At 56.7% G+C, this 25,917-nt stretch carries 28 protein-coding genes and 1 riboswitch; of the genes, 21 read left to right on the top strand and 7 right to left on the bottom strand.

The genetic code is table 11. The annotated features are described in order from the left end of the window. Positions 1-4: 4 nt before the first annotated feature. Positions 5-1,021: a thiamine ABC transporter substrate binding subunit gene (thiB, locus tag J2X72_RS01365; RefSeq protein ID WP_310067620.1), complete on the bottom strand. Its 1,017-nt coding sequence runs from the start codon at positions 1,019-1,021 to the stop codon at positions 5-7. 44 nt (positions 1,022-1,065) lie between these two features. Beyond that, a riboswitch (TPP riboswitch) is annotated at positions 1,066-1,183 on the bottom strand. Between the two features lie 648 nt (positions 1,184-1,831). Between thiB and J2X72_RS01360 the strand changes: the two genes are divergently transcribed. The 4 genes from J2X72_RS01360 to J2X72_RS01345 all read left to right on the top strand — a co-directional run bounded on the left by J2X72_RS01360 (position 1,832) and on the right by J2X72_RS01345 (position 5,282). After that, on the top strand, positions 1,832-2,467 hold the full coding sequence (locus J2X72_RS01360) for a thiamine diphosphokinase (RefSeq protein WP_310067618.1): 636 nt from the start codon (positions 1,832-1,834) through the stop codon (positions 2,465-2,467). 93 nt (positions 2,468-2,560) lie between these two features. After that, the gene (locus J2X72_RS01355; RefSeq protein WP_209999163.1) at positions 2,561-2,851 is read left to right on the top strand and encodes a hypothetical protein; all 291 of its coding nucleotides are present in this window, start codon (positions 2,561-2,563) and stop codon (positions 2,849-2,851) included. Positions 2,852-3,000: 149 nt separating this feature from the next. Further along, positions 3,001-3,318, top strand: coding sequence for a YMGG-like glycine zipper-containing protein (locus J2X72_RS01350; RefSeq protein WP_209999164.1), 318 nt, complete (start codon positions 3,001-3,003; stop codon positions 3,316-3,318). Between the two features lie 149 nt (positions 3,319-3,467). After that, entirely contained in the window at positions 3,468-5,282 is a 1,815-nt protein-coding gene (locus tag J2X72_RS01345; protein ID WP_310067614.1) for an ABC-F family ATP-binding cassette domain-containing protein, read from the top strand. Here the strand turns inward: J2X72_RS01345 and J2X72_RS01340 are convergent. Then, positions 5,279-5,644 carry a cell division protein ZapA gene (locus J2X72_RS01340; protein ID WP_114431216.1) on the bottom strand — a complete coding sequence of 122 codons (366 nt, stop codon included), beginning with the start codon at positions 5,642-5,644 and terminating at the stop codon, positions 5,279-5,281. The genes J2X72_RS01345 and J2X72_RS01340 overlap by 4 nt on opposite strands. 79 nt (positions 5,645-5,723) lie before the next feature. Beyond that, positions 5,724-5,996, bottom strand: coding sequence for a DUF4164 domain-containing protein (locus tag J2X72_RS01335; RefSeq protein WP_209999170.1), 273 nt, complete (start codon positions 5,994-5,996; stop codon positions 5,724-5,726). Between the two features lie 293 nt (positions 5,997-6,289). Here J2X72_RS01335 and tkt point away from each other — a divergent pair, with 293 nt between their 5' ends. The 5 genes from tkt (at position 6,290) to J2X72_RS01310 (ending at position 12,757) form a co-directional block, all read left to right on the top strand. Further along, the gene (gene tkt / locus J2X72_RS01330) at positions 6,290-8,275 is read left to right on the top strand and encodes a transketolase (RefSeq protein ID WP_209999171.1); all 1,986 of its coding nucleotides are present in this window, start codon (positions 6,290-6,292) and stop codon (positions 8,273-8,275) included. 57 nt (positions 8,276-8,332) lie between these two features. Then, positions 8,333-9,340 carry a type I glyceraldehyde-3-phosphate dehydrogenase gene (gene gap / locus J2X72_RS01325; protein WP_310067609.1) on the top strand — a complete coding sequence of 336 codons (1,008 nt, stop codon included), beginning with the start codon at positions 8,333-8,335 and terminating at the stop codon, positions 9,338-9,340. Between the two features lie 87 nt (positions 9,341-9,427). Continuing rightward, a complete protein-coding gene (locus J2X72_RS01320; protein ID WP_310067606.1) occupies positions 9,428-10,624 on the top strand; it encodes a phosphoglycerate kinase in 1,197 nt (398 codons plus the stop codon). Positions 10,625-10,797: 173 nt separating this feature from the next. After that, the gene (locus tag J2X72_RS01315) at positions 10,798-11,823 is read left to right on the top strand and encodes a class I fructose-bisphosphate aldolase (protein WP_209999174.1); all 1,026 of its coding nucleotides are present in this window, start codon (positions 10,798-10,800) and stop codon (positions 11,821-11,823) included. A 184-nt stretch (positions 11,824-12,007) separates the two neighbouring features. Next, a complete protein-coding gene (locus J2X72_RS01310; RefSeq protein ID WP_310067603.1) occupies positions 12,008-12,757 on the top strand; it encodes an SGNH/GDSL hydrolase family protein in 750 nt (249 codons plus the stop codon). On the opposite strand, the gene J2X72_RS01305 is transcribed toward J2X72_RS01310, so the two are convergent. Beyond that, complete coding sequence (locus J2X72_RS01305; RefSeq protein WP_209999176.1) at positions 12,754-12,918, bottom strand: hypothetical protein; 165 nt, start codon at positions 12,916-12,918, stop codon at positions 12,754-12,756. The two genes, J2X72_RS01310 and J2X72_RS01305, sit on opposite strands and share 4 nt — an antisense overlap. Positions 12,919-13,038: 120 nt before the next feature. Here J2X72_RS01305 and J2X72_RS01300 point away from each other — a divergent pair, with 120 nt between their 5' ends. The 4 genes from J2X72_RS01300 (at position 13,039) to J2X72_RS01285 (ending at position 16,654) form a co-directional block, all read left to right on the top strand. Next, positions 13,039-14,946: a propionyl-CoA synthetase gene (locus tag J2X72_RS01300; protein WP_310067600.1), complete on the top strand. Its 1,908-nt coding sequence runs from the start codon at positions 13,039-13,041 to the stop codon at positions 14,944-14,946. A gap of 83 nt (positions 14,947-15,029) precedes the next feature. After that, positions 15,030-15,329, top strand: a complete 300-nt coding sequence (locus tag J2X72_RS01295; RefSeq protein ID WP_310067597.1) for a hypothetical protein — start codon at positions 15,030-15,032, stop codon at positions 15,327-15,329. A gap of 28 nt (positions 15,330-15,357) precedes the next feature. Continuing rightward, positions 15,358-15,957 (top strand): DJ-1/PfpI family protein, encoded by a 600-nt coding sequence (locus J2X72_RS01290; protein ID WP_310067595.1) that lies wholly within the window; start codon positions 15,358-15,360, stop codon positions 15,955-15,957. After that, entirely contained in the window at positions 15,944-16,654 is a 711-nt protein-coding gene (locus tag J2X72_RS01285; RefSeq protein ID WP_310067592.1) for a YafY family protein, read from the top strand. Before J2X72_RS01290 ends, J2X72_RS01285 begins: the two co-directional genes overlap by 14 nt. Positions 16,655-16,703: 49 nt before the next feature. On the opposite strand, the gene J2X72_RS01280 is transcribed toward J2X72_RS01285, so the two are convergent. Further along, a complete protein-coding gene (locus tag J2X72_RS01280) occupies positions 16,704-17,399 on the bottom strand; it encodes a DUF1013 domain-containing protein (RefSeq protein ID WP_310067589.1) in 696 nt (231 codons plus the stop codon). A gap of 228 nt (positions 17,400-17,627) precedes the next feature. On the opposite strand from J2X72_RS01280, the gene J2X72_RS01275 reads away from it, so the two are divergent. Next, complete coding sequence (locus J2X72_RS01275) at positions 17,628-19,826, top strand: esterase-like activity of phytase family protein (protein WP_310067587.1); 2,199 nt, start codon at positions 17,628-17,630, stop codon at positions 19,824-19,826. 416 nt (positions 19,827-20,242) lie between these two features. Here J2X72_RS01275 and J2X72_RS01270 read toward each other — a convergent pair whose 3' ends face one another. Next, positions 20,243-21,247: an NAD(P)H-quinone oxidoreductase gene (locus J2X72_RS01270; protein ID WP_310067584.1), complete on the bottom strand. Its 1,005-nt coding sequence runs from the start codon at positions 21,245-21,247 to the stop codon at positions 20,243-20,245. A gap of 94 nt (positions 21,248-21,341) precedes the next feature. Here J2X72_RS01270 and J2X72_RS01265 point away from each other — a divergent pair, with 94 nt between their 5' ends. The 3 genes from J2X72_RS01265 (at position 21,342) to J2X72_RS01255 (ending at position 23,208) form a co-directional block, all read left to right on the top strand. Then, entirely contained in the window at positions 21,342-21,527 is a 186-nt protein-coding gene (locus J2X72_RS01265) for a DUF1192 domain-containing protein (RefSeq protein ID WP_112524575.1), read from the top strand. A 112-nt stretch (positions 21,528-21,639) separates the two neighbouring features. Then, complete coding sequence (locus J2X72_RS01260; protein ID WP_209999183.1) at positions 21,640-22,881, top strand: MFS transporter; 1,242 nt, start codon at positions 21,640-21,642, stop codon at positions 22,879-22,881. Between the two features lie 63 nt (positions 22,882-22,944). Next, a complete protein-coding gene (locus tag J2X72_RS01255) occupies positions 22,945-23,208 on the top strand; it encodes a helix-turn-helix transcriptional regulator (protein WP_112524569.1) in 264 nt (87 codons plus the stop codon). A gap of 107 nt (positions 23,209-23,315) precedes the next feature. Here the strand turns inward: J2X72_RS01255 and J2X72_RS01250 are convergent, their stop codons facing one another. Continuing rightward, positions 23,316-23,495: a YdcH family protein gene (locus tag J2X72_RS01250; protein WP_114431205.1), complete on the bottom strand. Its 180-nt coding sequence runs from the start codon at positions 23,493-23,495 to the stop codon at positions 23,316-23,318. A 227-nt stretch (positions 23,496-23,722) separates the two neighbouring features. Between J2X72_RS01250 and J2X72_RS01245 the strand changes: the two genes are divergently transcribed. The 4 genes from J2X72_RS01245 (at position 23,723) to ykgO (ending at position 25,881) form a co-directional block, all read left to right on the top strand. Continuing rightward, positions 23,723-23,926: a YdcH family protein gene (locus J2X72_RS01245; RefSeq protein ID WP_209999184.1), complete on the top strand. Its 204-nt coding sequence runs from the start codon at positions 23,723-23,725 to the stop codon at positions 23,924-23,926. 89 nt (positions 23,927-24,015) lie between these two features. Then, positions 24,016-24,513 (top strand): 5-(carboxyamino)imidazole ribonucleotide mutase, encoded by a 498-nt coding sequence (gene purE / locus J2X72_RS01240; protein ID WP_209999185.1) that lies wholly within the window; start codon positions 24,016-24,018, stop codon positions 24,511-24,513. A gap of 2 nt (positions 24,514-24,515) precedes the next feature. Continuing rightward, positions 24,516-25,589, top strand: a complete 1,074-nt coding sequence (locus J2X72_RS01235; RefSeq protein WP_310067578.1) for a 5-(carboxyamino)imidazole ribonucleotide synthase — start codon at positions 24,516-24,518, stop codon at positions 25,587-25,589. Positions 25,590-25,755: 166 nt separating this feature from the next. Continuing rightward, entirely contained in the window at positions 25,756-25,881 is a 126-nt protein-coding gene (gene ykgO / locus J2X72_RS01230; RefSeq protein ID WP_027231189.1) for a type B 50S ribosomal protein L36, read from the top strand. The last annotated feature ends 36 nt before the right edge of the window (positions 25,882-25,917 follow it).

Genomic DNA, 25,917 nt, shown 5'->3' with positions numbered 1-25,917 from the left:
TTTGTCACAGGCTCATGGCCGACAGCCATTCATCGATCCAGGCTTTGCGATTCCGGGCCACTTCCTCCGGTGGAAAGATCAATGTTTTCGCCGGTTTGACCAAGGCATCAAAGGCAGGATCGAGCGGTCCGCTTGTCCCCGCGGCCGGAAACATCCAGTTGCTTTCTGGAATGGTATCCTGGAAAGCCGTTCCGGTCATGAAAGTCAGGAACTGCGCCGAAAGCGGGTTCTTTGCGCCGTTCACAGTTTGCGCGGCCACTTCGACCTGCAGATAATGGCCCTCTTCGAACGCAGCGGCCTTGTAACGCTCGGTCTTTTCGGCAATCACGTGATAAGCAGGCGACGTCGTATAGGAAAGGACCATCGGTGCTTCCCCTTTGGTGAACAGACCATAGGCTTCCGACCAGCCCGGCGTCACGGTCAACACGCGATCCTTCAGTTTGGCCCAGGCTTCGCCGGCCTTATCGCCGTAGACGGACTTCACCCAGAGCAGGAGGCCGAGGCCGGGTGTCGACGTCCGCGGATCTTCGATGACGATTTTCTGGTTCGGATCGCCCTCGACCAGTTGCTTGAGACTGGTGGGTGGGTTCTTGAGTTTTTCCGTATCATAGATCACGGCAAAATAACCGTAGTCGTAAGGAACGAAAGTATCGTCCTTATAGCCGCCCGGAATGTTGATCGAACTTGTGTCGATCCCGTGTGGGGCGAACAGGCCGGTTTCCTTCGCCTCATAGGTCAGATTTGTGTCGAGGCCAAGCACGACATCGGCTTTGGTTGAAGCACCTTCAAGTCTCAGACGGTTGAGCAGAGCGACGCCATCCGTAACCGCGACGAAGTCCACAGTGCAATTGCATTGCTTTTGGAAGGCTTCCTTGACTTTCGGCCCTGGACCCCATTCGGCCGTGAAGCTCTCATAGGTATAGACCGTCAGTTTGCTCTCAGCTTTCGCCGGTCCGGCAAGGGCAAGGGCGAAAATGCCCGCGAGAGTTGCAGATTTCAAAATAGTCTCGAATGGCCGCATCGGCGCCTCCTAGAGTTGAAGATCAAAAGGATTGGTGCGCCGGCTTTTTTGCCGCGTCTAATCCCTCCGCCGGTACAAACCGGATCAGGTTCCGCGGGTTGGCAGGATTTCTCCTTGAGCCTCTCAGCCGATTCTTGCGAATTGGCACCCCGTTAGAGCACTGCAAAGATTAGAGATAAAGCTGTTGCCGTGCAAGCAATATGCCTTAGCTTCGGGTGTGCTTGCCCCGTTGCCACGCCCGCTTTCGCGTCTGGCCATTGTTTGCATTGCGGGAAGACGGGCGGTCGTCGAAGCGCGTCTTTGTAGTTGGTAATGCGATCCGAAGACCGCCCGCTAACGTTGTCCCCCTGCCGGCCAGCTTCTGCTTCTTCCGCGGGGCGAGTGGATGAACCCTGGAGTCCGGGCCCATCGTCGCCGTCGGTGCAGTGTCCGCACGATTGGCGTTTGGCGTCAACAATGGAGGCAATATCTGCCTAGAATGCGCAGATTGACCTCCGAAGACGAACAGGTCGGCCAGCGCTTGGGTCCGTTTCCCGCGCGCTGACACGCCGTCCTTCCCCACTTTCGAACGGCTCCGGAAGCAGCTCCCCATGGAAAGGACCGGAACAGGATAGCTCAGGTTTTATGGGCGTGGATAAATGGCCACGATTATTCTTGCCAGAGGCTGCCGATTTTGCCGATGGCAATGCTGCTGAACTTGTCGAACCACGCACAGCAGCATTGCCATTCGGACACGACTAATAGCCAACCAACCCATGCGGCGCACAGACACATCTATCCCGCTGTCCTCACGCATGCTATGGGCGATCCATGAGCAAATTCGTTATACTTCTTGGTGGAGCCGTCCATGTTACGGACCGTCTCCTGCGCCTTGTCGCCGGGGCGCACGTGCTCGCTGCCGATGGAGGAATCGCGCATGCAGCCCCGCTAGGGCTCGAACCGGAACTTTGGCTTGGCGATTTCGACTCGACTTCACCGGAGCTCGCAGCACAGTATGCCAAAGTTCCGCGGATGGAATTTCCGTCCGAGAAGGACATGACTGACGGCGAACTCGCCTTGAACGAAGCCTACCGGCGGGGTGCGACTGAAGTGATCCTCTGCGGGGCTTTTGGCGGCGAGCGCACCGATCATGCACTGCTGCATTTGACCATGGCGACGCGGTATGCAGCCGAAGGTAGGAAGCTTGTTCTCTCGAGCGGTTACGAAGAGGCGCATCCCCTGGTTGCAGGTGCTTACGACTTCGATTTTGTCGACGGAACCCTTTTTAGCATTGTTGCATTTTCGCAATTGAGCGGACTTTTCATCCGTGGCGCGCGCTGGCCGCTTGAAAATGTGGAACTTTTTTTCGGTTCATCGCTTACAGTGTCGAATGCCGTGCGTGGGAACCTCCACGTGTCACTTCATTCGGGTAAAGCGATTCTGATTGCTGCGCCGCAAATTGCCTGACGCTTGTCAAATAAAAGCGGAAAGTGTAATTGTCGGCAGGCAGCATTGGGGACGCAAGCTGATGAGTTTGGTATTAAAACGGAGAGGTCTTCCATGTTGAAAAGTTTATCCACGATTGCAGTCGCAGGGCTTTTGGCGCTTTCAGTTGCTGGTTGCACGACCAGTGATCAGCGCGTTGCCGGTTATGGTCTTGGCGGTGCAGCAATAGGCGCATTGGCAGGTGGTGCAATAAATGGTGGAAAAGGAGCTCTCGCAGGTGCTGCGATCGGTGGTGCCGGTGGCGCTCTGGTAGGTGCTGCGACGAATAACAACAATGGCAGCCGCTATTGCACTTACGAAAATCGCTATGGCGAACGCTATCGCGCTCCTTGCCGCCGCTATTAATTTTGCATTAAGCTGGAAAAAAGACAGGCCGGGAAATTCCGGCCTGTTTGTTTTCGAGATCACCATTCGTCGGCCAACGCTCAGCGATCTTTCTTCTGCCGCATTATCTACGCAGAGTCTGGTTCGTTTCGATGTGAGAGGATTTTAAGATGACACTTCGTTTAACTGCAATTGCGGTTTCGGCACTTCTGGCTTTGTCTGTAGCCGGTTGCGCGACGAGTGAGCAAAATCAACGCGCCGGGACGGGCGCTTTGATCGGCGGTGGCGTTGGTGCGCTGGCTGGCCAGGCTCTTGGACATGATACGAAGAGCACCGTCGTTGGTGCAGCAGGCGGCGCACTTCTTGGTGCAGCCATCGGAACCGCAACTACCCCGCGAGGACAAAGCGGCAACTACTGCCGTTACCAGCGGCGTGACGGATCCATCTACGAGGCCCCCTGCGAAGGCAATGGCGGTGGCGGTTACTAATCTCACCGCTCGACCAGAGCTTTTGTGTAGGTACAACAGGCCGGAAATTCCGGCCTGTTTTGCATCATGGCATTTGACAGCGGCAATAATCTCGCCGACAAGCACGGCAATCTTCGATCGTGGCTCCATTTTCCAGAACTGTAACTTGTATGGCTCCCCCTCTTCTCCGTCTTGACCAGATAGCGCTGACTTTCGGTGGCACGCCGCTTTTGAGCGACGCGGCCATTTCCGTCAGCGAAAACGATCGCATTGCGCTGGTCGGCCGAAATGGATCGGGGAAATCGACGCTGCTGAAAATTGCCGCCGGATTTATCGCGCCCACCGACGGCGAAGTGTTCAAGCATCCGGGCGTCACAGTGCGTTACCTGGCGCAGGCTCCCGACATGGAAGGCTTTGACACCGTCCGCGCCTATGTCGAGGCGGGTCTGGGGCCGGCTGACGATCTCTACCGGGTCAGTTATCTGCTCGAACATCTCGGCCTGACCGGCGAGGAGGCGCCGGACAATCTTTCCGGTGGCGAAACACGCCGTGCCGCATTGGCCAAGGTGCTGGCCCCGCAACCAGACATTCTTTTGCTAGACGAGCCGACCAATCATCTGGATCTTACAACCATCGAGTGGCTGGAAGACGAGTTGCGCCAGATACGTTCCGCGATCGTGGTTATTTCCCATGACAGGCGCTTTTTGGAAAACGTCAGCCGTTCGACCATCTGGCTGGATCGCGGCGTGACCAAGCGGCTCGAGCAGGGCTTCGGCGCTTTCGAGGAATGGCGTGACAAGGTTCTCGAAGAGGAAGAGCGCGACCTGCACAAGCTCGGGCGGCAGATCGTGCGCGAGGAGCATTGGCTGCGCTATGGCGTGACCGCCCGGCGCAAGCGCAATATGCGGCGGCTCGGCGATCTGCAATCCATGCGCAGCGAATTCCGTAATCATCGCGGTGCGCAGGGCAAGGCCGTGCTGAAAGCCAGCGATGCGAGAGAGTCCGGTAAGCTTGTCATAGAGGCGGAACACCTCGTCAAAGCCTATGGCGAACGGGTGCTGGTCGATGATTTTTCAACGCGGATACAGCGTGGAAATTGTGTCGGATTTGTCGGCCCCAACGGCGCCGGCAAAACGACACTGCTGTCGATGCTGACCGGGGTGCTCGCGCCGGATAGCGGCTTCGTCAAGCTCGGCACAAATCTTGAGATCGCCATCCTCGACCAAAAGCGCGACAGTCTCAATCTTGAGCAGACGCTGTCGGATTACCTGACCGACGGGCGCGGCGAGAACGTCATCGTCAATGGTGAGCAACGCCACGTCGCATCTTATATGAAGGACTTTCTGTTCCAGCCAGAGCAATTGCGGACACCCATCCGCGAGCTTTCCGGTGGCGAAAGAGCACGGCTCATGCTGGCGCGAGTACTTGCCCGTCCGGCCAATCTTCTGGTGCTCGATGAGCCAACCAATGATCTCGACATGGAAACGCTCGATCTGCTGCAGGAACTGGTAGCCGGCTTCGCGGGTACAGTCCTCCTTGTCAGCCATGATCGCGATTTTCTCGACCGCACGGTAACGTCGGTGATCGCGCCGGAGGGCAATGGCCGCTGGCTCGAATATGCCGGCGGTTATACGGACATGCTGGCACAGCGCAAGGAAGCCGCCTTAGCGACGCGCAAGGAATTGAAAGCCGCAAAGCCCACGGGTGGTTCGGTGGAGAAGGCAATACCGGCGCAACGTGAAGAAAAGCGCAAGCTTTCCTATAAACAGAAGTTCGCCCTCGAGACTTTACCGGGAAAGATTGAAGCGCTGCACGCGGAGCTCGCAGGGCTGGAGCAAAAGCTGGCGGATCCGCAACTCTTTGCCAAGGACGCAGCGCAGTTCAACAAGACGGTCGATGAAATCAGCAAGAAGCGCCATAGCCTCGAAACTTACGAGCATGAATGGCTCGAACTTGAAATGCTGCGGGAAGAAATGGAAGGCTAATTCGCTTTTGGCGCGAGCTTGGTCGCTAGCGTCTCGATACGGGTCGTGACCTCGGACAGCACGCCGGTTATCGCAGCGTCATTGTTATCGGCCTTGGCCAAGGCCTCGTCGCGGCTCTTGCGCAGCGCTTCCGCCTCGTTTTCGAGTCCCTTGACCCGCATCTGCAATTCGCTGAGTTCATCCATGACCATGATGCCGGCCATCACAGTCAGGCGCAGGTCTCCTATTTCGCCAAAAGACGATTTGAGATGGGTGACGTAGCGGTCAAAGCGCTCGGCAAGGCCTGTCAGATGCTGTTCCTGGCCTTCATCGCAGGCCATTCTGTAGGCTTTGCCGTCGATCGTAACTGTTACCGTGGCCATGGTATGTTTCTTCCCGGTTTAACTCTTTGTTTTATCGCATTTCCCGACTGAAACCGCCTCACAATTTCCCTGGAAATGCTCAGCGATCAAGGACAGTGCGGATGGACTCCATTGCAGCCACGAGACGGCGCGAAACTTCCTTGTTTGCCGCCTCCAGGCGCTCGGCCCGTCCTTCCGACGCATCGAGTTCCTGGGCCAGCTTGCGCCGGTCCATGTTCATCCGCTGCACTTCTTCTTCGGCTTCGGCAAAATCGCCTTCGTGCTCCAGACGTGCGTCGACCGCGTCCTCGAGCGAGGCCAAAGCTTTTCCCAGTCTTTCCAGAACCTGTTTGAGGGTGGCTTCCGATGCCATTTCAATGCTTCCCCATGTGTCAATCTTTTTAAACGAATCGCAAAAAGAAGAACAGCTTATGTTGGAGAGTCTAAGGGTTACATCAACGTCCCGTCAATCAATCCGCGCCGTCATGGCCCAGTCATGCACCGATAATAATCTCGTGCGACGAATGACCCGTTTGTCCGCGAGGCCATTTTGCCGTAGGTTTAATTGACTCCCTGAAGACACCTGCTATTTGTCGCGTGCCTCTTGGATATTGTCTTTCCGGCATCCAGAGACGGCACTCCTTTCCTCTTCGAAAGACGGTGAACATGACCAATTCTGAGAAATCCAACCAAATGGCCAATGCAATCCGCTTCCTTTCAGCGGACGCGGTGGAAAAAGCCAATTCCGGCCATCCCGGTCTTCCCATGGGCGCAGCCGATATTGCGACCGTGCTTTTCACCCGCTTCCTCAAGTTCGATCCGAAGGCGCCGCATTGGCCCGACCGCGATCGTTTCGTGCTTTCGGCCGGCCATGGCTCGATGCTCCTCTATTCGCTTCTGTACCTCACGGGTTACGAAGACATCACCATAGAGCAGATCGAGAACTTCCGGCAGCTCGGCTCGCGTACGGCCGGTCATCCGGAATATGGCCATGCGGCTGGCATCGAGACGACAACCGGCCCTCTCGGCCAGGGACTGGGCAACTCTGTAGGCATGGCGCTTTCCGAGCGCATCATGAATGCGCATTTCGGCGACGATCTCGTCGACCATCATACCTATGTCATCGTTGGCGATGGCTGTTTGATGGAAGGTATCAGCCAGGAGGCGATCGCGCTTGCCGGCCATCTCAAGCTGAACAAGTTGATCGTCTTCTGGGATCACAACAATATTTCGATCGACGGTCCGGTTACCCTCGCCGACAACACCGATCAGTGTGCGCGCGTCGAAGCTTCAGGCTGGAATTCCATAAGTGTCGACGGTCACGATCAGGATGCGATTGCCGCTGCAATCGAGAAAGCACACAAGTCCGATAAGCCGACATTCATTGCATGCAAGACCACAATCGGTTTTGGTGCGCCGACGAAGGCTGGCACCAACAAGGTCCATGGGTCGCCGCTTGGGGCCGAAGAACTTGCCGGCGCGCGCAAGGCGCTGGGCTGGACGGCGGAGCCTTTCGTAGTTCCTGCCGGCATTCTCGATGACTGGCGTGCCGCAGGCCAGCGTTCTGTGAAAGAACACAAGGCCTGGGAAGAGCGCTTGGCCAATGCCGATTCGACTATCCGTTCCGAGTGGGATCGCCGTTTGCGTGGTGATTTGCCGGATAATTTCGAAGCAACTATTTCGGCCTACAAGAAGAAGCTTTCCGAAGACAAGCCCAAGGTTGCGACTCGCAAGGCATCCGAGATGGCGCTCGAGGTCATCAACGGAATTGTGCCCGAGACGATTGGCGGTTCCGCAGATCTGACAGGTTCCAACAATACCAAGACCAGCCAGACCAGCAACATCACCCCTGAAGACTACGGTCAGCGCTATGTGCATTATGGCATTCGCGAGCACGGGATGGCTGCAGCGATGAACGGAATTTCGTTGCATGGCGGGCTCATTCCCTATTCGGGAACGTTCCTGACGTTCTCCGACTACGCACGCGGCGCCATGCGGCTTTCCAGCCTGATGGGCATTCGCGTTGTCTACGTGATGACACACGATTCAATCGGTCTTGGTGAAGATGGGCCGACACACCAGCCCGTCGAACATCTCGCGGCGCTGCGTGCCATCCCCAACAATTACGTTTTCCGTCCGGCCGACGTCGTTGAAACCGCGGAATGCTGGGAATTGGCCCTCAAGTCACGCAAGACGCCGTCGACAATTGCTTTGACCCGCCAGAACCTTCCGACGGTTCGCACAGAACACATTGCAGAGAATATGTGCGCCTATGGTGCCTATGAGCTCGCGGCGGCAAGCGGCAAGGCGGAAGTCACTATCTTTGCGACAGGTTCGGAAGTCGAAATAGCTCTCAATGCCCGCACGAAACTGGAAGAAGACGGCCATCCGACGCGGGTCGTTTCCGTTCCCTGCTTCGAGCTTTTCGAACAGACGAGCGACGAGTACAAGCGCGTCATCCTCGGTGATGCGCCGGTGAAGATTGCGGTCGAAGCTGCCATCCGCATGGGCTGGGACAGGTTCATCGGTATCGACGGCATCTTTGTCGGGATGACCGGCTTTGGTGCCAGCGGCCCGATCGAAGCCCTGTACGAGCATTTCGGTATCACCGCGGACCATATCGTCGCAGCGGCGGAAGCGAAGTTGAAATAATCCAGACCATTCCTGCATAATTCATTCAAGGGCCCCAAAACCCAGGGAGACATACAAATGACAGTTCGCGTTGCAATCAACGGATTTGGCCGCATCGGCCGCAACGTTCTTCGCGCCATTGTGGAATCCGGCCGCACCGACATCGAGGTCGTTGCGATCAATGATCTCGGCCCGGTCGAGACCAATGCTCATTTGATGCGCTATGACAGCGTCCACGGCCGGTTCCCGGGAACCGTAACGGTTGATGGCGACACGATCGATGTGGGCCGCGGACCGATCAAGGTCACCGCCGTGCGCAACCCTGTCGAATTGCCCTGGAAAGAGCTCAATGTCGATATTGCGCTCGAATGCACCGGTATCTTTACCGCGCGTGACAAGGCCGCTGCTCATCTTGAAGCCGGTGCGAAGCGGGTTATCGTTTCGGCGCCCGCGGATGGCGCCGACCTGACGGTCGTCTTCGGCGTCAACGATCATAAACTGACGAAAGACCACATGGTCATTTCGAATGCGTCCTGCACGACGAACTGCCTTGCGCCGGTCGCCTATGTTCTCAACGAAGCCGTCGGCATCGATCATGGGTTCATGACCACGATCCACAGCTACACCGGCGACCAGCCAACGCTCGATACGATGCACAAGGATCTCTATCGCGGCCGCGCTGCAGCCCTGTCGATGATCCCGACCTCGACCGGTGCGGCCAAGGCCGTGGGCCTCGTTCTTCCGGAACTCAATGGCAAGCTGGACGGTACTTCAATCCGCGTTCCGACCCCGAATGTTTCGGTTGTGGATTTCAAGTTCGTCGCCAAGAAGCCGACTACGGTTGCGGAAATCAATGATGCCGTCAAATCGGCTGCCAATGGCAAGCTGAAGGGCATTCTCGGCTATACGGACGAACCAAATGTTTCGGTCGATTTCAACCACGACCCGCATTCTTCCGTGTTCCACATCAGCCAGACCAAGGTCCTGGAGGGCACATTCGTGCGCGTATTGTCCTGGTACGACAACGAGTGGGGCTTCTCGAACCGGATGGCTGATACCGCTGTGGCTTTCGGCAAGGTAATATAATTTATAGTGCGGCAGTAGAGGCGGATTATCTCTCCCTTGTAGGAGAGATAATCACCGCACCAGCCATTTCCGCGACGAGGATAAACCATGACTGTTTTCAAGACGCTAGATGATGCCGAAGTCTCTGGAAAACGCGTGCTTGTGCGCGTTGACCTGAATGTGCCGGTAGCAAATGGCGAAGTAACCGATGCTACCCGCATCGAGCGGGTTGCGCCGACCATTCTTGAACTGTCGAAAAAGGGTGCGAAAGTTATTCTGATGGCCCATTTCGGCCGCCCAAAGGATGGCCCGACGCCGGAATTCTCGCTGAAGCCAATAGCGCAGGCGGTATCGAAGGTTATTGGTCACAGCGTTCAGTTTGCTGAAGACAGTGTTGGCGACAAGGCTGCGGCAGCGGTTGCCACCCTCAAAAATGGCGATATCCTGCTTCTGGAAAACACCCGCTTCCACAAGGGCGAGGAAAAAAACGATCAGGCCTATGTGGAAGCTTTGGCCGCGCACGGCGATATCTACGTGAATGACGCCTTCTCGGCTGCTCACCGTGCCCATGCCTCAACCGAGGGGCTTGCGCGCGTGCTCCCTGCCTATGCGGGACGCACGATGGAGGCAGAGCTTCAGGCGCTGGAGAAGGGCTTGGGCAATCCAAAACGCCCGGTCGTTGCCATTGTCGGCGGCGCCAAGGTATCTTCCAAGCTCGACCTTCTCGGAAACCTCGTACAGAAGGTCGATGCGCTGGTTATTGGTGGCGGCATGGCCAATACGTTTCTGGCCGCGCAGGGCGTGAATGTGGGGAAATCCCTGTGCGAGCACGATCTAGCCGGAACAGCGCGGGAAATCATGGCCAAGGCGAATGCTGCCAATTGCACCATCATCCTGCCTGTCGATGCCATCGTTGCCTGGCATTTTGAGGCGAATGCACCGTTCCATGCTTATGGTCTAGATGCCATTCCGGATGACGGCATGATTCTCGACGTCGGTCCGCAATCGATCGAGCGCATCAAGGCTGCCATCGATGATGCTTCCACACTGGTGTGGAACGGCCCACTTGGCGCCTTCGAACTGCATCCGTTCGATCGTGCAACAGTTGCCGCTGCGCGTCATGTGGCCGAGAGGACGAAGACAGGCCACCTCGTGTCGGTCGCCGGTGGCGGTGATACGGTTGCCGCCCTCAATCATGCTGGTGTAGCAGACGATTTCAGCTATGTTTCGACTGCAGGAGGAGCGTTTCTTGAATGGATGGAGGGCAAGCCCCTGCCCGGAGTGGATGCTCTAACGAAGCGCTAGAGGTTTATTCCTGTCGAGGATCAGTCTTCGCTACGGTTAACGAACAACAGAAAATGTTATCTTTCTAAATCGGTTGAAAAAATTTCAATCGTTTCAATAAGTTGGTGTATAGTTTCGTTTGTCATTTGCTTCTGCTATTGCCCACGCTGTGGGAAAATGGAGTGATATTACTAATGAGCGAACGCCTGGAAGATATCGCGATTGCAATGGTTGCTGACGGCAAGGGCCTGCTTGCTGCTGATGAAAGTACAGGAACAATCAAGAAGCGGTTCGACACGATCGGACTGGAATCGACCGCCGATAGCCGGCGGGACTATCGCGAAATGCTGTTCCGTTCAGATGAAGCGATGAAGGATTACATCTCCGGCGTCATTCTTTACGACGAGACCATTCGGCAAAGTGCCAAGGACGGCACGCCGTTCGTCAAACTTCTTCAAGCTGATGGCTGCATCCCGGGCATCAAGGTGGATGCAGGTGCGAAGCCACTTGCCGGTTTCAAGGATGAGACGATCACTGAAGGTCTCGATGGATTGCGCGAACGGCTTGGTGAATACTACAAGCTTGGTGCACGTTTCGCCAAATGGCGTGGTGTGATCGGCATTGCCGACGGCATTCCGACCTGGGGTGCAGTCAAGCAGAACGCTCAGGCGCTGGCGCGCTATGCCGCCCTTTGCCAGGAGGCCGGTATCGTGCCGATCGTCGAGCCGGAGGTGCTGATGGATGGCAAGCCTGCCACCCATTCCATCGAACGCTGCTATGAAGTCACGGAATGGGTTCTGAAGACGGTTTTCGATGAGCTCTATGATGCGCGCGTTGTGCTGGAAGGCATGATCCTGAAGCCAAACATGGTCATCGACGGGAAGAATGCCCGCAAGGCTTCGGTCGAGCAGGTGGCCGAACAAACCGTGCGGCTGTTGAAATCAACCGTACCGGCGGCAGTTCCAGGCATCACGTTCCTTTCTGGTGGCCAGAATGACGAGGAAGCCACTGCGCATCTTTCGGCGATGAATGCTAATTACACGCTGCCTTGGAAGCTCTCATTCTCTTATGGCCGTGCACTGCAGGCAGCTGCCTTGAGCGCCTGGAATGGTAAACCCGAAAACGTTGCCGCGGGTCAGCGGGCCTTTACCCACCGCGCGAAGATGAACAGTCTTGCCGCAATGGGCGGCTGGAAAAAAGACCTCGAGAAAGCAGCTTAAGCGTTTTTTATCCAAAAACGTATCTGATGGAGCCCGGGCTGGACATTCAGCCCGGGTTTTTTGCGCACCATTTGCCCGCCGCGATTTGTAACGGAAACATTTATGCGTGGAAATCCAATGTGTTATTGTAGCATTTATGCATTCGGGCGAGTGCATAAATGGCAAGGGAGGTATTTGCCTGCTAATGAAACCTTCGCCGTTCCATCCGCTGGTCAGCTGGCTGCTTTATCCCGTCTACGCGTGGCAAGGCACGGGCGTGCGGCGGAAAACAGAGCGCTTGCTGCCGCCAAGCAACCTGCCTATAGGGGAGATAGCTGGCAAGGATCCTGCAATCAGGCTGCTCGTGATCGGGGATTCGTCCGCAGCCGGTGTTGGCGTAACCGATGCATGGCAAGGCCTTTGCGTCCGGCTTGCGGTACACCTGCAGGGGCGGACCGGGCGCAAGATCATCTGGCGCACCGCGGGCTTCAATTCGGCGACGTCCGGCCAACTGCGCGATCACGTGGTGCCCAATCTCGAACGCGGCATGTGGACCCATATCGTGCTGACGACCGGCACCAACGACGCCAAGAATTTCCATTCACTGCCGCGCTTCAAGCGGGAGTTTGGCGGGCTGCTCTACGCGCTCAAGGCGAAGTGGCCGGAAGCCCATATCGTCTGGTCGAAGGTTATCGATTTTCGCGATGTGCCCGCCATGCCGCCGCTGCTCGGCCGTATTCTGGAAGCGCGCGCCAACGCTATCAATAAGCTGGGAGAACGGCTGTGCCGCGAGCGCATGGCGATACCCGCGACGCGCCTGCCTATAGAGGGAGCGGAAGGCTTTGCCAGCGACGGCTTCCATGCCTCGGCGCTTGGCTACGATGCCTGGGCGAAACATCTGGTGCCCTATATTCTCAACCTGCCGGACATTGAGAGCCATTCGCTGGATGGTTAATAGCCAGCGTGTCCGAGCAGGACGAGCGCAAACATCGCAAGAATGGCACCGGCGGCTATCTTCCAGAAATCACCGCGTTTTTTCAGTCCCGGCCAGCCCAATGGTTTTATAATGTGCAACGCCATAATCAGGATCAGCATCAGAGGCAGGATTTTGGTCATGAAGGCATTTACCTGCGCGGATGATCGATAAGCCGAGCAGTGGTCGAACCATGTGCGATTGTCAATTCCACCTTTGACTCTGCGTCGCACATTATGGATGCTCCGAGCGGGAGGATACGCATGACGTCGCGATATAAAGAAATCTACCAGGAATGGCAGGCCGACCCGGAGGCATTTTGGGCTCATGCGGCCGTGGCGATCGACTGGATCCGGCCATGGGATAAGGTGTTCGATCCGGATGACGGACCCTATGGCCGCTGGTATGCGGGGGCCGAGTGCAACACTTGCTATAACGCTGTCGATCGCCATGTGGCGCAAGGGCGCGGTGATCGGCTTGCCCTCATCCACGACAGTGCAGCAACAGAAACCCAGCGCAAGATCACCTATACGGAGCTTTTGAGCGATATCAATGCGCTGGCCGCAGTTCTGATAGACAAGGGAGTCAAAAAGGGCGACCGCGTCATCATCTACATGGCCATGGTGCCGGAGGCCGTTGTCGCCATGCTTGCCTGCGCTCGCATTGGGGCCGTGCATTCCGTGGTCTTTGGTGGCTTCGCCGCGCATGAACTCGCCACGCGCATCGATGACGCCAGGCCGGTGATGATCATCGCGACTTCGTGCGGTCTCGAACCCGGGCGCGTCGTCGCCTACAAGCCGATGCTCGACAAGGCCATGGAGCAGGCCAAGCACAAGGTCAGCGCCTGCCTGATTCTCGTGCGTCCGCAGCAGCCGCATGAGATGGTCGAGGGACGCGATTTCGACTATGCGCAGGCTGTTGCCGCTGCGGCGGGACGTGAAGTGCCGTGCGCCACGCTAAAGGCGACGGACCCACTCTATATCCTCTATACCTCAGGTACGACCGGCCAGCCCAAGGGGGTCGTACGCGACAATGGCGGGCATCTCGTTGCGCTTGCCTGGTCCATGGGTGCAATCTATGACACAAGGCCGGGCGACGTGTTCTGGGCGGCCTCGGACATAGGCTGGGCCGTGGGCCATTCCTATATCGCCTATGCGCCGCTGTTTATCGGTGCGACGAGCATCGTCTATGAGGGCAAGCCTGTTGGAACGCCGGATGCGGGTACGTTCTGGCGCGTTATCGCCGAACATAAGGTCAGAGTGCTGTTCACTGCGCCGACGGCGTTTCGGGCCATCAAGAAGGAAGACCCTAAAGGCGAGTTCATAGGCAAGCATGATATCTCGTCGCTGAAATACCTGTTCCTTGCAGGGGAGCGGGCCGACACGGATACGATCAAATGGGCGGAAGAAAAGCTCGGCGTTCCCGTGATCGATCATTGGTGGCAGACAGAGAGTGGTTGGCCTATGGCGGCCAATCCGGCTGGGCTTGGCATGCTGACGATCAAATACGGTTCGCCGACGGTGCCGATGCCGGGTTATGACGTGCAGGTTCTTGACGATGCAGGGCATCCGGTGAAACGCGGCGAACTCGGTAATATCGTCGTCAAATTGCCGTTGCCGCCCGCTTGCCTGCCGACGCTGTGGAATGCCGATCAGCGGTTTCGCGAGGCTTACACCACAGAATTTCCCGGCTACTACAAGACCGCGGATGCCGGCGTCATTGATGAAGACGGCTATATCTACATCATGAGCCGCACCGACGACATCATCAATGTCGCCGGCCATCGGCTCTCCACAGGCGCGATGGAGGAGGTGCTTTCAAGTCACCCGGACGTCGCGGAATGCGCTGTCATCGGCATTGCGGACCATCTGAAAGGGCAGGTGCCTTGCGGCTTCATCGTGCTCAAATCCGGTGTGACACGGGATGAGACCGAGATTGAACAGGACTGCGTCGCACTGATTCGGGACAAGATCGGACCCATAGCCGCCTTCAAGACGGCACTGACGGCAAAGCGCCTGCCTAAAACGCGCTCCGGCAAGATTTTGCGGGGCACGATGCAGAAGATCGCCGATCGGGAACCGTGGAATATGCCCGCCACGATCGATGATCCCGCGATCCTCGAGGAGATCAAGTTTGTGCTCAATGCACGCGGGATCGGTGTCAAAAACTAATCCGCGCTCATGACATCCTCCTGACAGAAGGTTGTCAGGAGGGGTGTGAGATAGTGTCTCCGTAGTCAAAAGGAGACAGGGATATGACTTACGTTGATTTTGGCATTACCCGTACAGTAAGGCGTCTGCTTTCGGATTTCACGGCGTACCGTGAGGAACTGCGTACGGAGCGTCATATCAGTACGCTTCCCGAGTATATCCTGAAGGATATCGGCTGGCCGGATGCCTATGCCGAACGCCTCGCACGTCGCGGTTCGATGAAAGAAAAGGAGGCTGGCACGGATAGTGCCAGCTCCGACCTCGCTCCATGGCAACTCGGATGGCCGAAGGCTCGCCACCCGAAAAAAGTCAGCAAATCTGGGTATTTCGGACTAGAATGCTGAGATAATCGGCAAAATGGGAGCGAAAGATATGGAGCAGAAAAAGACGATCGGGTTCGTTTTCGTCGATAAATTCGCCGATTGGGAATTCGGATTGCTTTCAGGATCGGCGGTCGATTGGTTTGGCGCTCGTACCCTGGCGTTGTCGCCGTCGACCGGTCCGGTCAAATCCATAGGCGGCCTCAGACTGGTGCCAGATCGCGGCGTTGCGCCCGAAGAAAATGCCGACCTCGATGCGGTTGCAGTCATCGGCGCGGAGACGTGGCCGAGCGAGGATGCTCCTGACATTGCGCCATTATTGAGCGCCACACTGGCACGCGGCGGTATCGTTGGTGGCATTTGCGGCGGGACGTTGGCTTTGGCGCGCGCCGGGCTTTTTGAAGGGCGAAGACATACGAGCAACGGCGCCGGCTGGATACAGTCAAAGATAAGCGACTACTCGGGATCTTCGCTTTACCAGGATGTTCCCCATGCGGTGCGGGACGCGCACATTGTCAGCGCTCCAGGATCTGCGCCCGGTACATTCGCGACCAATTTCCTAGAAGCTCTTTACCCCGAGAAGGCCGGGCAGGTTGCGGAGATGCGCGACTTCATCGCCAGAGAGTATAGGTCCGACCATGCGCAGGGCTGACCGTCTTTTCCAGATTGTGCAGAAGCTGCGCGGCGGGCGCCTGGTAACCGCGCGTCAGCTTGCCGAAAAGCTCGAGGTTTCCGAGCGCACGATCTATCGCGACATCGCTGATCTGCAATCGACCGGCGTGCCGATTGATGGCGAGGCCGGCGTCGGCTACATCCTGCGCGAGGGTTTCGATCTGCCGCCACTCATGTTTACGCGCGATGAAGTTGTGGCGCTCGTCGCCGGTGCGCGGCTGATTACAGCTTGGGGCGGTGCATCCATGGCTCGCGCGGCGGAAGAAGCCATCATCAAGATCGGCGCCGTTCTGCCCAAAGAAGAGCGCCCACGCATCACGAATACCCATGTTCACTCGACCAGTTACAACATTAGTGACAATGACCGGGCACTCATCGACCTTGCGGAGAACGCCGCCGAACAGTGCCGCATTCTGTCGATCACTTATACCGACCTTGAAGGCAATGAGAGTGCGCGTGACATCCGGCCGCTTGGCTTGTGGTTCTGGGGCAAGGTGTGGACATTGATCAGCTGGTGCGAGCTGCGAAATGATTTTCGTACGTTCCGCATTGACCGGATCGCCAAGGTCGAGAAGATCGACCGGATTTTCCGCCAGGAGCGTGGCAAGACGCTAGCGGATTTCTACCGCCGTGTGGAACTGAGCGAAACACCCGACACCAAGGCCCGTGCGTCTTAACAAAAAGCCCGGCATCGCCGGGCTTTCCATTGTCTTGTTTTTGTGAGGTCTATTCCTCGTCTTGGTTTTCCTGGTGTCCCTTGAGGGACGACAGCTTGGCGAATACCTTGTCAGCATCGAGCTCCTGGTCCTCTTCGCGGACCGTTGGCTGAATGTCGAGGTTTTCGGTTGCCGATGCGGGGAGCAGAGTGTCGCCGCCTTCGCCTGGCTGCTGTACCGGCCGACCGCGGGATGAGCGCTCCACCTCGATGTCCAGATCGATCTGCGAGGACAGGCCGAGGGTGACCGGATCCATCGGCTGGAGGTTGTTTGAATTCCAGTGCGTACGGTTGCGGATCTGTTCGATGGTGGATTTCGTCGTGCCGATCAGGCGCGAGATCTGCGCATCCTTCAATTCCGGGTGGTTGCGAACCAGCCACAGAATGGCATTCGGGCGATCCTGGCGCTTCGATAGCGGTGTATAGCGCGGACCCTTGCGCTTGGTTTCCGGAACGCGAACCTTCGGCTCCAGAATTTTCAGCTTGTAGTTCACATCAGCTTCACCCTTGGCAATTTCCTCGCGCGACAGCTGACCGGTAATAAGCGGATCAAGGCCCTTGATGCCTTGGGCGGATTCGCCATCGGCAATCGCCTTTACTTCGAGCGGATGCAGCTTGCAGAATGCAGCGATCTGATCGAAGGACAGCGCAGTATTGTCGACAAGCCAGACGGCCGTTGCCTTTGGCATTAGAAGCTGGGTGGCCATAGATATAGTCCTCTCGTTCGTCCGCTCCGGGGGCGCGGGACGTGGGTTCAACCACAATTTCCGGGAATTCGGCGCCTATATAGCGTTATTTTGTTCGATGAGCAAGAATCGGTTTCACTCACAACCGGGTACAACCAGGCGTTTCATCAAACTGTCACAAAACCGTCATTCCATTGCAATGCGGCTGGGCGAACCATCCTCCAAAGAAAACAGGAGGTTTACAAAAATATGTCGCGCAAATCGCTCTATTTTGGTCTCTGGACCACCCTGGCGGCGTCCGTCGCCATTCCCGCCGCTGCTGAACCGATTTTTAATCGAATCGCGAGTTTTCCAGTGGCGGACAATCTGCCGAAGGATGCAGACAAGTCGAAGCCGACATCGTCGGAAATCATCACTGCATCGGAAGATGGCAAGACGCTGATCTATTCCGACAGCCCCTTTGGCGCTATCGGATTCGTCGACATTACCGATCCGGCCAAGCCGCAGGCGGGCGGGATCATCAAGGTCGAGGGCGAGCCAACTTCAGTTGCAACCGTTGGCGGAAATGTTCTGGCCGCTGTGAATACGTCTGAAAGCAAAGCCAATCCATCGGGACGGCTTGACGTCATTGATATCGCCACGCGCAAGGTCAACGCGACTTGCGACCTCGGCGGACAGCCCGATTCGGTGGCCATCTCCCCGGACAAGACCTTTGCCGCCGTGGTCATCGAGAATGAGCGCGACGAAGAATTGAACGACGGCGAAATACCGCAGATGCCCTCGGGCAACCTCAAGATATTCTCGCTGAAAGACGGCACCCCGGATTGCGCTACCATGAAAACGGTGGACCTGACCGGTCTTTCGGAGATCGCACCAACCGACGCGGAACCGGAATTCGTTTCCATCAACAGTCTGAACCAGATTGCGGTGACGCTACAGGAGAACAATCACATTGCCGTTGTCGACGCGGCGACCGGCAAGATCGTCAGCCATTTCTCCGCTGGTACCGTCGATCTAGACAAGATCGATGTGAAGAATGACGGGGCTTTCAAGTTTGACGGCAGCATGAAGGGTGTGCTCCGCGAGCCTGACACCATCAAGTGGCTCGACAATGATCGCTTCGTTGTCGCCAATGAAGGCGACTATAAAGGCGGTTCGCGCAGCTTCACCATTTTCACGAAGGACGGCAAGGTAGCCTACGAGTCCGGCCCGTCGCTCGAATACAAGATTGCGGAAGCCGGACACTATCCGGACAAGCGCAACAAAAAGGGTGTTGAACTCGAAGGAGCCGAATTCGCCAAGTTTGGCGATACGCCTTATCTCTTCGTCGCGAGCGAGCGCGCATCCATGGTCGGCGTGTACAAGGACACGGGGGCCGATCCGGAATTCGTTCAGCTTCTGCCCTCGGGCATTGGACCGGAAGGCGTTTTGGCGATTCCGTCGCGCAATCTTCTGGTCACGGCAAATGAAACGGATCTCGTCGAAGACGGCGGTGCCCGGTCGCATGTCATGATCTATGAGCTCAAGGATCAGAAGCCAAACTATCCGCTCATCGTCTCGTCAACGAAGGATGATGGAACGCCTGTCGGCTGGGGCGCGCTATCTGGCCTCGTCGGGGATCTGAAGGAACCCGGCAAGCTCTATGCCGTGTCGGATTCGATTTATTATTCCGCCCCGACAATTTATACGATCGATGCCAAGCAGACTCCGGCAAAAATCACCAACGCTCTGGTGGTTAAACGCGGCGGCCAGCCAGCCCAGAAGCTCGATCTTGAAGGGATCACCACGGATGGCGATGGCGGCTTCTGGCTTGCCAACGAGGGCGATCAGGCAAAGCTCGTTCCGCATGCAATCCTAAATGTAAACGACAAGGGCGAAATCAAGAAAGAAATCGCACTGCCGGACGACCTGCTGCCAAACCAGGTCCGCTACGGTCTCGAAGGTATCACCCGTGTCGGCGAAGGCGATGACGCTGTGCTCTGGATGCCGGTCCAGCGCGAATGGAAGGACGACGAGAAAGGTTTCGTCAAGCTCCTGCGCTACGACATCAAGAAGAAGGAATGGAGCGCGGTTTCCTATCCGCTCGACAAGACCGAAAAGGGCTGGGTAGGATTGTCCGAGATCACCGCCCATGACGGCCAGCTCTACATCATCGAACGCGACAATCAGGTCGGCGCAAATGCCGTCAACAAGCGCTTGTACCGCGTGGCGCTTGACGGGCTGAAGCCTGCCAAGATCGGCGAAAAGCTTCCAGTGGTCGAGAAGACGCTGGCGCATGACTTCATGGGTGACCTCAAGGCCAGCAATGGTTATGTCGCCGAGAAGCTTGAAGGCTTCACGGTCGACTCCGAGGGTAATGGCTATGCGGTGACCGATAATGACGGTGTCGACGGTTCGTCCGGCGAAACCATCTTCCTCAATATCGGTAAGGTTCAGGCAACAAACTGAGTCAGATTACCGGCTTTCGGGTCCATCCTCCCGAACAGGAGGATGGACGTTTTTCTTTTCACCGCTCTGGAGCCTTTCATAGTTAGCTGGAAGCAGTTCTGTTTCCCGGATGGCGAGACAATCCACGCGGAAGGTGGCGAGGCCGATGTTTACCCACGATGCCGTCTGACAAAGTGGATGTCCGCCAGCCGGAAACCCAGCCGTTGGTTTGCTTTGCAAACCAATAAGCTTTCAAAACCACTGGTCGAATTATCCGCATTTCGAGCGAAATGCGGTTCGACCAGTGGGCCGGGTGAATTTGGCCCAATTCGTTCGGGCTTCGGCGTCGTCCGATGGATAAACATCGGCCTCGCCAATCCCTTGACCTTGAACCAAATTCCCTCCGGCAGAACGCTTCCATCCAGCTATGAAAGGCTCTAGCTCACATCGAGCACGATCTTGCCGATATGGCGACCGTCCTCGATGCGTTCATGGGCCCGCCAAGCCTCATGCAGCGGGTAGATCATGTCGATCACCGGCGCCACACGGCGCTCGACCAGCAGGGGCCACACCTTGAGCTCAAGTTCGCGGGCGATCCCCGCCTTGAACTCGACCGGACGATTGCGAAGAGTAGACCCGGTGTGGGTCAGACGCTTGACCATCAGCTTCGATATGTCCGTTGTGACTTTGGCGCCGTTCAGGAAAGCAATCTGCACGATACGGCCATCGAGCGCTGCGGCGTCATAATTGCGTTCCGTATAATCGCCGCCAACCATATCGAGAATGAGGTTGACACCCTTGCCCCCCGTCATCTCCTTGATCGCCTCGACGAAATCTTCATTGCGATAATTGATCGCGCGATCAGCACCGAGTTTCTGGCAGGCTTCGCATTTCTCGTCCGAACCTGCGGTGGTGATTACTGTGGCCCCAAAGGCCTTGGCCAGATGGATTGCCGTGGTGCCTATTCCGGACGATCCTCCATGCACGAGAAAGGTTTCGCCGCTCTGCAAACCGCCACGCTCGAACACGTTGTGCCAGACGGTGAAAAAGGTTTCCGGAATTGCTGCGGCTTCAATGAAACCGTAGCCCGCAGGCACCGGCAATGCGTTGGTTTCGTGCACCACACAATATTGGGCGTAACCCCCGCCTGCAACGAGCGCAGTGACACGTTCGCCAGCGCGAAATCGCGTTACACCTTCGCCAATCGCGACGACATCGCCGGCGATTTCCAGACCGGGAATATCGGACGCACCGGCTGGCGGGGGATAGTGACCCTGCCGCTGGAGCACGTCGGGCCGATTGACCCCGGCGGCACGTACCTTGATGAGAAGCTCGCCGGCTTTCGGCTCCGGAACGCTGCGCTCGCCCGGCTTCAGGACCAAGGGGCCCCCTGGCGCGGTGATTTCGATCGCCGTCATCTTCGTCGGAATTGTTTCGGCCATGGTGATCTCCCTCTGGATTGATTCGCCGGAATGGTTTGCAATTCCAAGCAGTTGGGCTGTATCCTCGACACTAGGACGACAAGTGGAGGAAATAATGTCACTTTTCGACGAAGAACCAAGACGCAAGATTGTCCACGACATCGGGCAGGACTTGTCGCTGTTGTCGGTTGCCGAACTTGACGAGCGAATTGTCCTGCTGCGTTCCGAGATCACACGTCTCGAAGAAGAGCGGTCACGCAAGGGTGATAGCAAGGTCGCTGCAGAGGCCCTGTTCCGCTGAGCCGATGAAAGTTTTGCGGGTGACCTAAAATCTCCGCATTGCTGATTGAGACGAAGTCATCACCAGCCTGCTCCAGGCTGGCTCCACTCCCCATTCGCTTGAAGGGTTTGCCGTGTTCCGTTCGTTCATTCAGGTTTTCGCGCTCCTCTGCGGCACCTCCTTCCTCGTTATGGCATCCGGTCTCCATGGGTTGCTGTTGCCATTGCGTGGCGGCGCCGAAGGCTTTTCGACGTCGTCTCTCGGTCTTTTGGGAACGGCCTGGGCGGGCGGGTTCATCGCTTCCTGTCTGCTGGCGCCGCGGCTTGTGCGCCGGGTCGGGCACGTCCGTGCCTTCAGCGCCTTTGCATCGATCGCCGCGATCGTGGCGCTGCTTACGGGAATTCTCGTCGACTCGACCGCCTGGATCGTCCTTCGCGCCTTGACCGGCTTTGCCATGGCAGGCTCCTACATGGTGATCGAGAGCTGGCTGAACGAGCGAGCGACCAATGCCAATCGCGGGCAAATTTTCGGTCTCTACATGGTGGTGAATTTTGGTTCGATCACCGTCGGGCAGATGATGATCGGCTTCGGCGACGTGCATACGGGCACATTCTTCATGCTGTCGGGGATTCTCTTTTGCCTCGCCCTCATCCCCACCGCGATTTCAACCGCCAGCAGCCCGAAACCATTGACCGAAGTGCAGCTCGATCTGAAGGCTCTCTATCGCAATTCGCCGGTGGCTTTCCTCGGCTGTATTCTGATCGGCATCGCCAATGGTGCGTTCGGAACGCTGGGCGCCGTCTATGGCGCGGCGACGGGCATATCAACCACCGAGATCGCCCTGATGATGAGCGCCTCGGTCATGGGCGGTGCGCTGATGCAGATCCCGGTCGGTCGCATGTCGGATCGCACCGACCGGCGGTACGTACTGGCCTTTGTCGGCGGTGCTGCAGCGCTGATCGGCCTGTTGATCTTCCTGATTGCACCCAGGCACGCCACGGTTATTCTGATCATGACCGCGATCTATGGCGGCCTCGCCTATACGCTTTACCCGGTGGCTGTTGCCCATGCGAATGATTTTTCGGATCAGCAAAGCTTCATCAAGGTCACAAGCGGGCTGTTGCTGCTCTATGGTTTTGGCACCATGATTGGGCCGATACTTGGCGCGTGGGCGATGGAAAGCGTTGCACCCGAGGGTCTTTTTGCCATAACGGCGCTGGCACATATTTCGATCATGGTTCACGCAATCATACGGTCGCGAATGCGTGCACCGGTTCCGATTGAACTGCGCGACAACTTCCAGACGGTTCATTCCGAACGTGTGACGCCCGAAGGAGTGAGGCTGGATCCTCGTGCAGAGACACTGCCCGAATAGTTTTCAATTCGGTCGGCTACGAAATCCGTTGACATTGCCGCTGGTTTAAAATGACTATTCCGGATGGTCGAAACGGATGCCTTTGCAGCAATTTCTGATCCAAATCGCCGCTATCTGCTCGAGGAGCTCAGACGCGGACCAAAAACTGTGAACGAACTTGCGACAGGCCTACCGATTTCCCGTCCGGCTGTCTCACAACACCTCAAGGCGCTTCTGGACGCGCGGCTGGTATCAGTCAAAGCCGAAGGCACACGGCGGATCTATGCCGTCGATGACAACGGGTTCTTTCATCTGAACCTGTGGCTCGACCAGTTCTGGATGCGCTGAAAATAGAAAACCCGGCTCACCGCCTATGCGGGAACCGGGTTCCTTCTCACTGCCAGTACGACGCTTCTTCAAGCAATCGACCGGAATTCTGCGGTCCTTCCAGGTCGTTAGTGGTGAGTGACGGCTGCTTTCAGTCTTTCAATCTGCTCTTTGAGCACCAGCTTGCGTCGTTTCATATTACTGATCGTCAGGTCGTCGGAGGCGGGACTTAACAGCGCGTCGGAAATTTCCTTTTCGAGCGCTCCATGCTTACGTTCAAGCGTTTCAAGATGAGACTCAATGGCCATCCGGCTTCTCCCTTGGTTGGTTTCGTCCACGTATGCATGCTCTACTTGCCAGGCAGCAAGTTTATGACAGAGCGGTGACACTGTGCCATCACTTTAAGCAATTGTCGAATTTGTTTCGTAGGATTTTCTTGTTCCTTGAAATATGATATGGCGACGTGCTGGCGAGGACAGGTTGTCCACAACCAGAGACGCGATTCTTTTTACAGCGAAATACCGGGAATCACTGCATGTCCGACCAGGATCAGGCTGACATTCGATTGGCAGTCGCAAGATTGAAACAGGAGCATCTGGATTTCGATGCCGCCATACAAGCAATGATCCAGGTTGGGTGTGACCAGCTTCGTATTCAGCGAATGAAGAAGAAGAAGCTTGTCATAAAAGACAAGCTCATCGAACTTGAAGACAAGATCACTCCCGATATTATCGCCTGATCCCAAATCCGAATATTGCGGTGTCGCCGCCAGCTTGCGGCGGTCCATCTTTTCCGTTAATTCCTCCCGACAGATTTACAGGATGCTCAATGGCTGACAAACGCGCCGATGTTGCAATCATCATGGGAAGCCAGTCGGATTGGGCAACCATGCGTCACACCGCCGAAACGCTCGACAGTCTCGGCATCTCTCACGATGACCGCATTGTTTCCGCGCACAGAACGCCAGATAGACTTGTGAGCTTCGCCAAAGGCGCGCGCGACGCCGGTTTCAAGGTGATTATCGCAGGCGCGGGTGGGGCTGCTCACCTGCCGGGGATGGCTGCATCGATGACGGCATTGCCGGTGTTTGGCGTGCCGGTGGAATCCAAGGCGCTTTCCGGGCAGGATTCACTCCTGTCGATCGTGCAGATGCCGGCCGGTATCCCTGTTGGCACATTGGCGATCGGCCGAGCCGGTGCGGTCAATGCCGCTCTGCTGGCCGCTGCGGTTCTTAGCTTGAACGATGCCGCGCTGGCAAAGCGGCTGGATGATTTCCGCAAGGCACAAAGCGACAAGGTCGCGTTGAGACCTTCTGACGAGGCGTAAGCATGATTTCTCCCGGATCAACGATCGGTATTGTCGGTGGCGGTCAGCTTGGTCGCATGCTTGCCATGGCGGCGGCTCGGCTCGGCTATAAGACTGTCATCCTTGAACCACAGGAAAATTGCCCGGCGGCGCAAGTCGCAAACGATCATATCGTCGCGGCCTATGACGATCCGAATGCGCTTGAACAACTTGCCGAACTCAGCGACGTCATCACGTATGAATTCGAAAATGTTCCTGTCGATTCGGCCGAAATACTCAGTGAAATCAAACCTGTATTTCCATCGTCCCTCGCTTTGAAAGTCTCGCAGGACCGCGTCAGCGAAAAACGCTTCCTTAACAATGCGGGGATCCAGACGGCACAATGGCTTAGTGTCGAGAATGACGGCGATCTTGTAGCGGCCCTTTTGGCCTTTGGCGGTAAAGGCATCCTCAAGTCACGTCGTTTCGGCTATGACGGCAAAGGACAGGTCAAGTTTTCCGGCAAAAAAGGTGAAGACGCCAAAAAAGCATTCGCCGCCATCGGCAGTGTGCCCTCCATACTGGAAGCGCTGGTCGATTTTACCTGTGAAATTTCCGTTATCGCCGCGCGGGACGAAGCGGGCAATATAAGGGTCTATGACATCACCGAGAACGTCCACAAGGACGGCGTTCTCGCGACGTCGACCGTGCCCGTCTCGGTATCATCGACCGTCGCGGGCCTTGCCGCCGATGCAGCCCGCAAACTATTGGAAGGCTTGAAATATGTGGGCGTTGCCGGCGTGGAATTCTTCGTGCTTGCCAATGGGACTGTGCTGGCGAATGAGTTTGCCCCGCGCGTGCACAATTCCGGTCACTGGACTGAAGCAGCCTGCGCCGTATCGCAATTCGAACAGCATATCAGGGCAATCACGGGTCTGCCGCTCGGCGATACGAGGCGGCATTCCGATTGTGTCATGGAGAACCTGATCGGTGACGATATCGCAAAAGTTCCGGAAATCCTCAAGGAAGCCGGCGCTGTTGTACAACTCTATGGCAAGGCGGAAGCACGTCCCGGCCGCAAGATGGGCCATGTGACGCGGATCACGAAACGCCGCTAACGATAAATAAATGCATGATTCCCGGATGAATCATGCCACAAATCGTGAGCCGGGTGTTGACAATACAGGTAATCGTTGGCTATTTCCCCGCAACGTGTTTCCGGCGCGCTTTTAAGGCGCGCTTTTTATTGGTGCCCGGTTTCGGGCGAAAGATACCGGTGCTGAAATGAAGATCAAGAACTCCCTTAAAGCCCTGAAGGCCCGTCATCGTGACAATCAGCTGGTCCGTCGCAAGGGCCGCATCTATATCATCAACAAGACCGCTCCGCGTTTCAAAGCGCGCCAGGGCTGATATTACCCGTCTCACGGTTATTTGCATTTGACGTTT

It is taken from the genome of Phyllobacterium sp. 1468 (genome assembly GCF_031455525.1).
Lineage (GTDB): Bacteria > Pseudomonadota > Alphaproteobacteria > Rhizobiales > Rhizobiaceae > Phyllobacterium.
The sequence above is the reverse complement of the archived record's forward strand: the minus strand, read 5'-3'. Positions and strand labels throughout refer to the sequence as shown.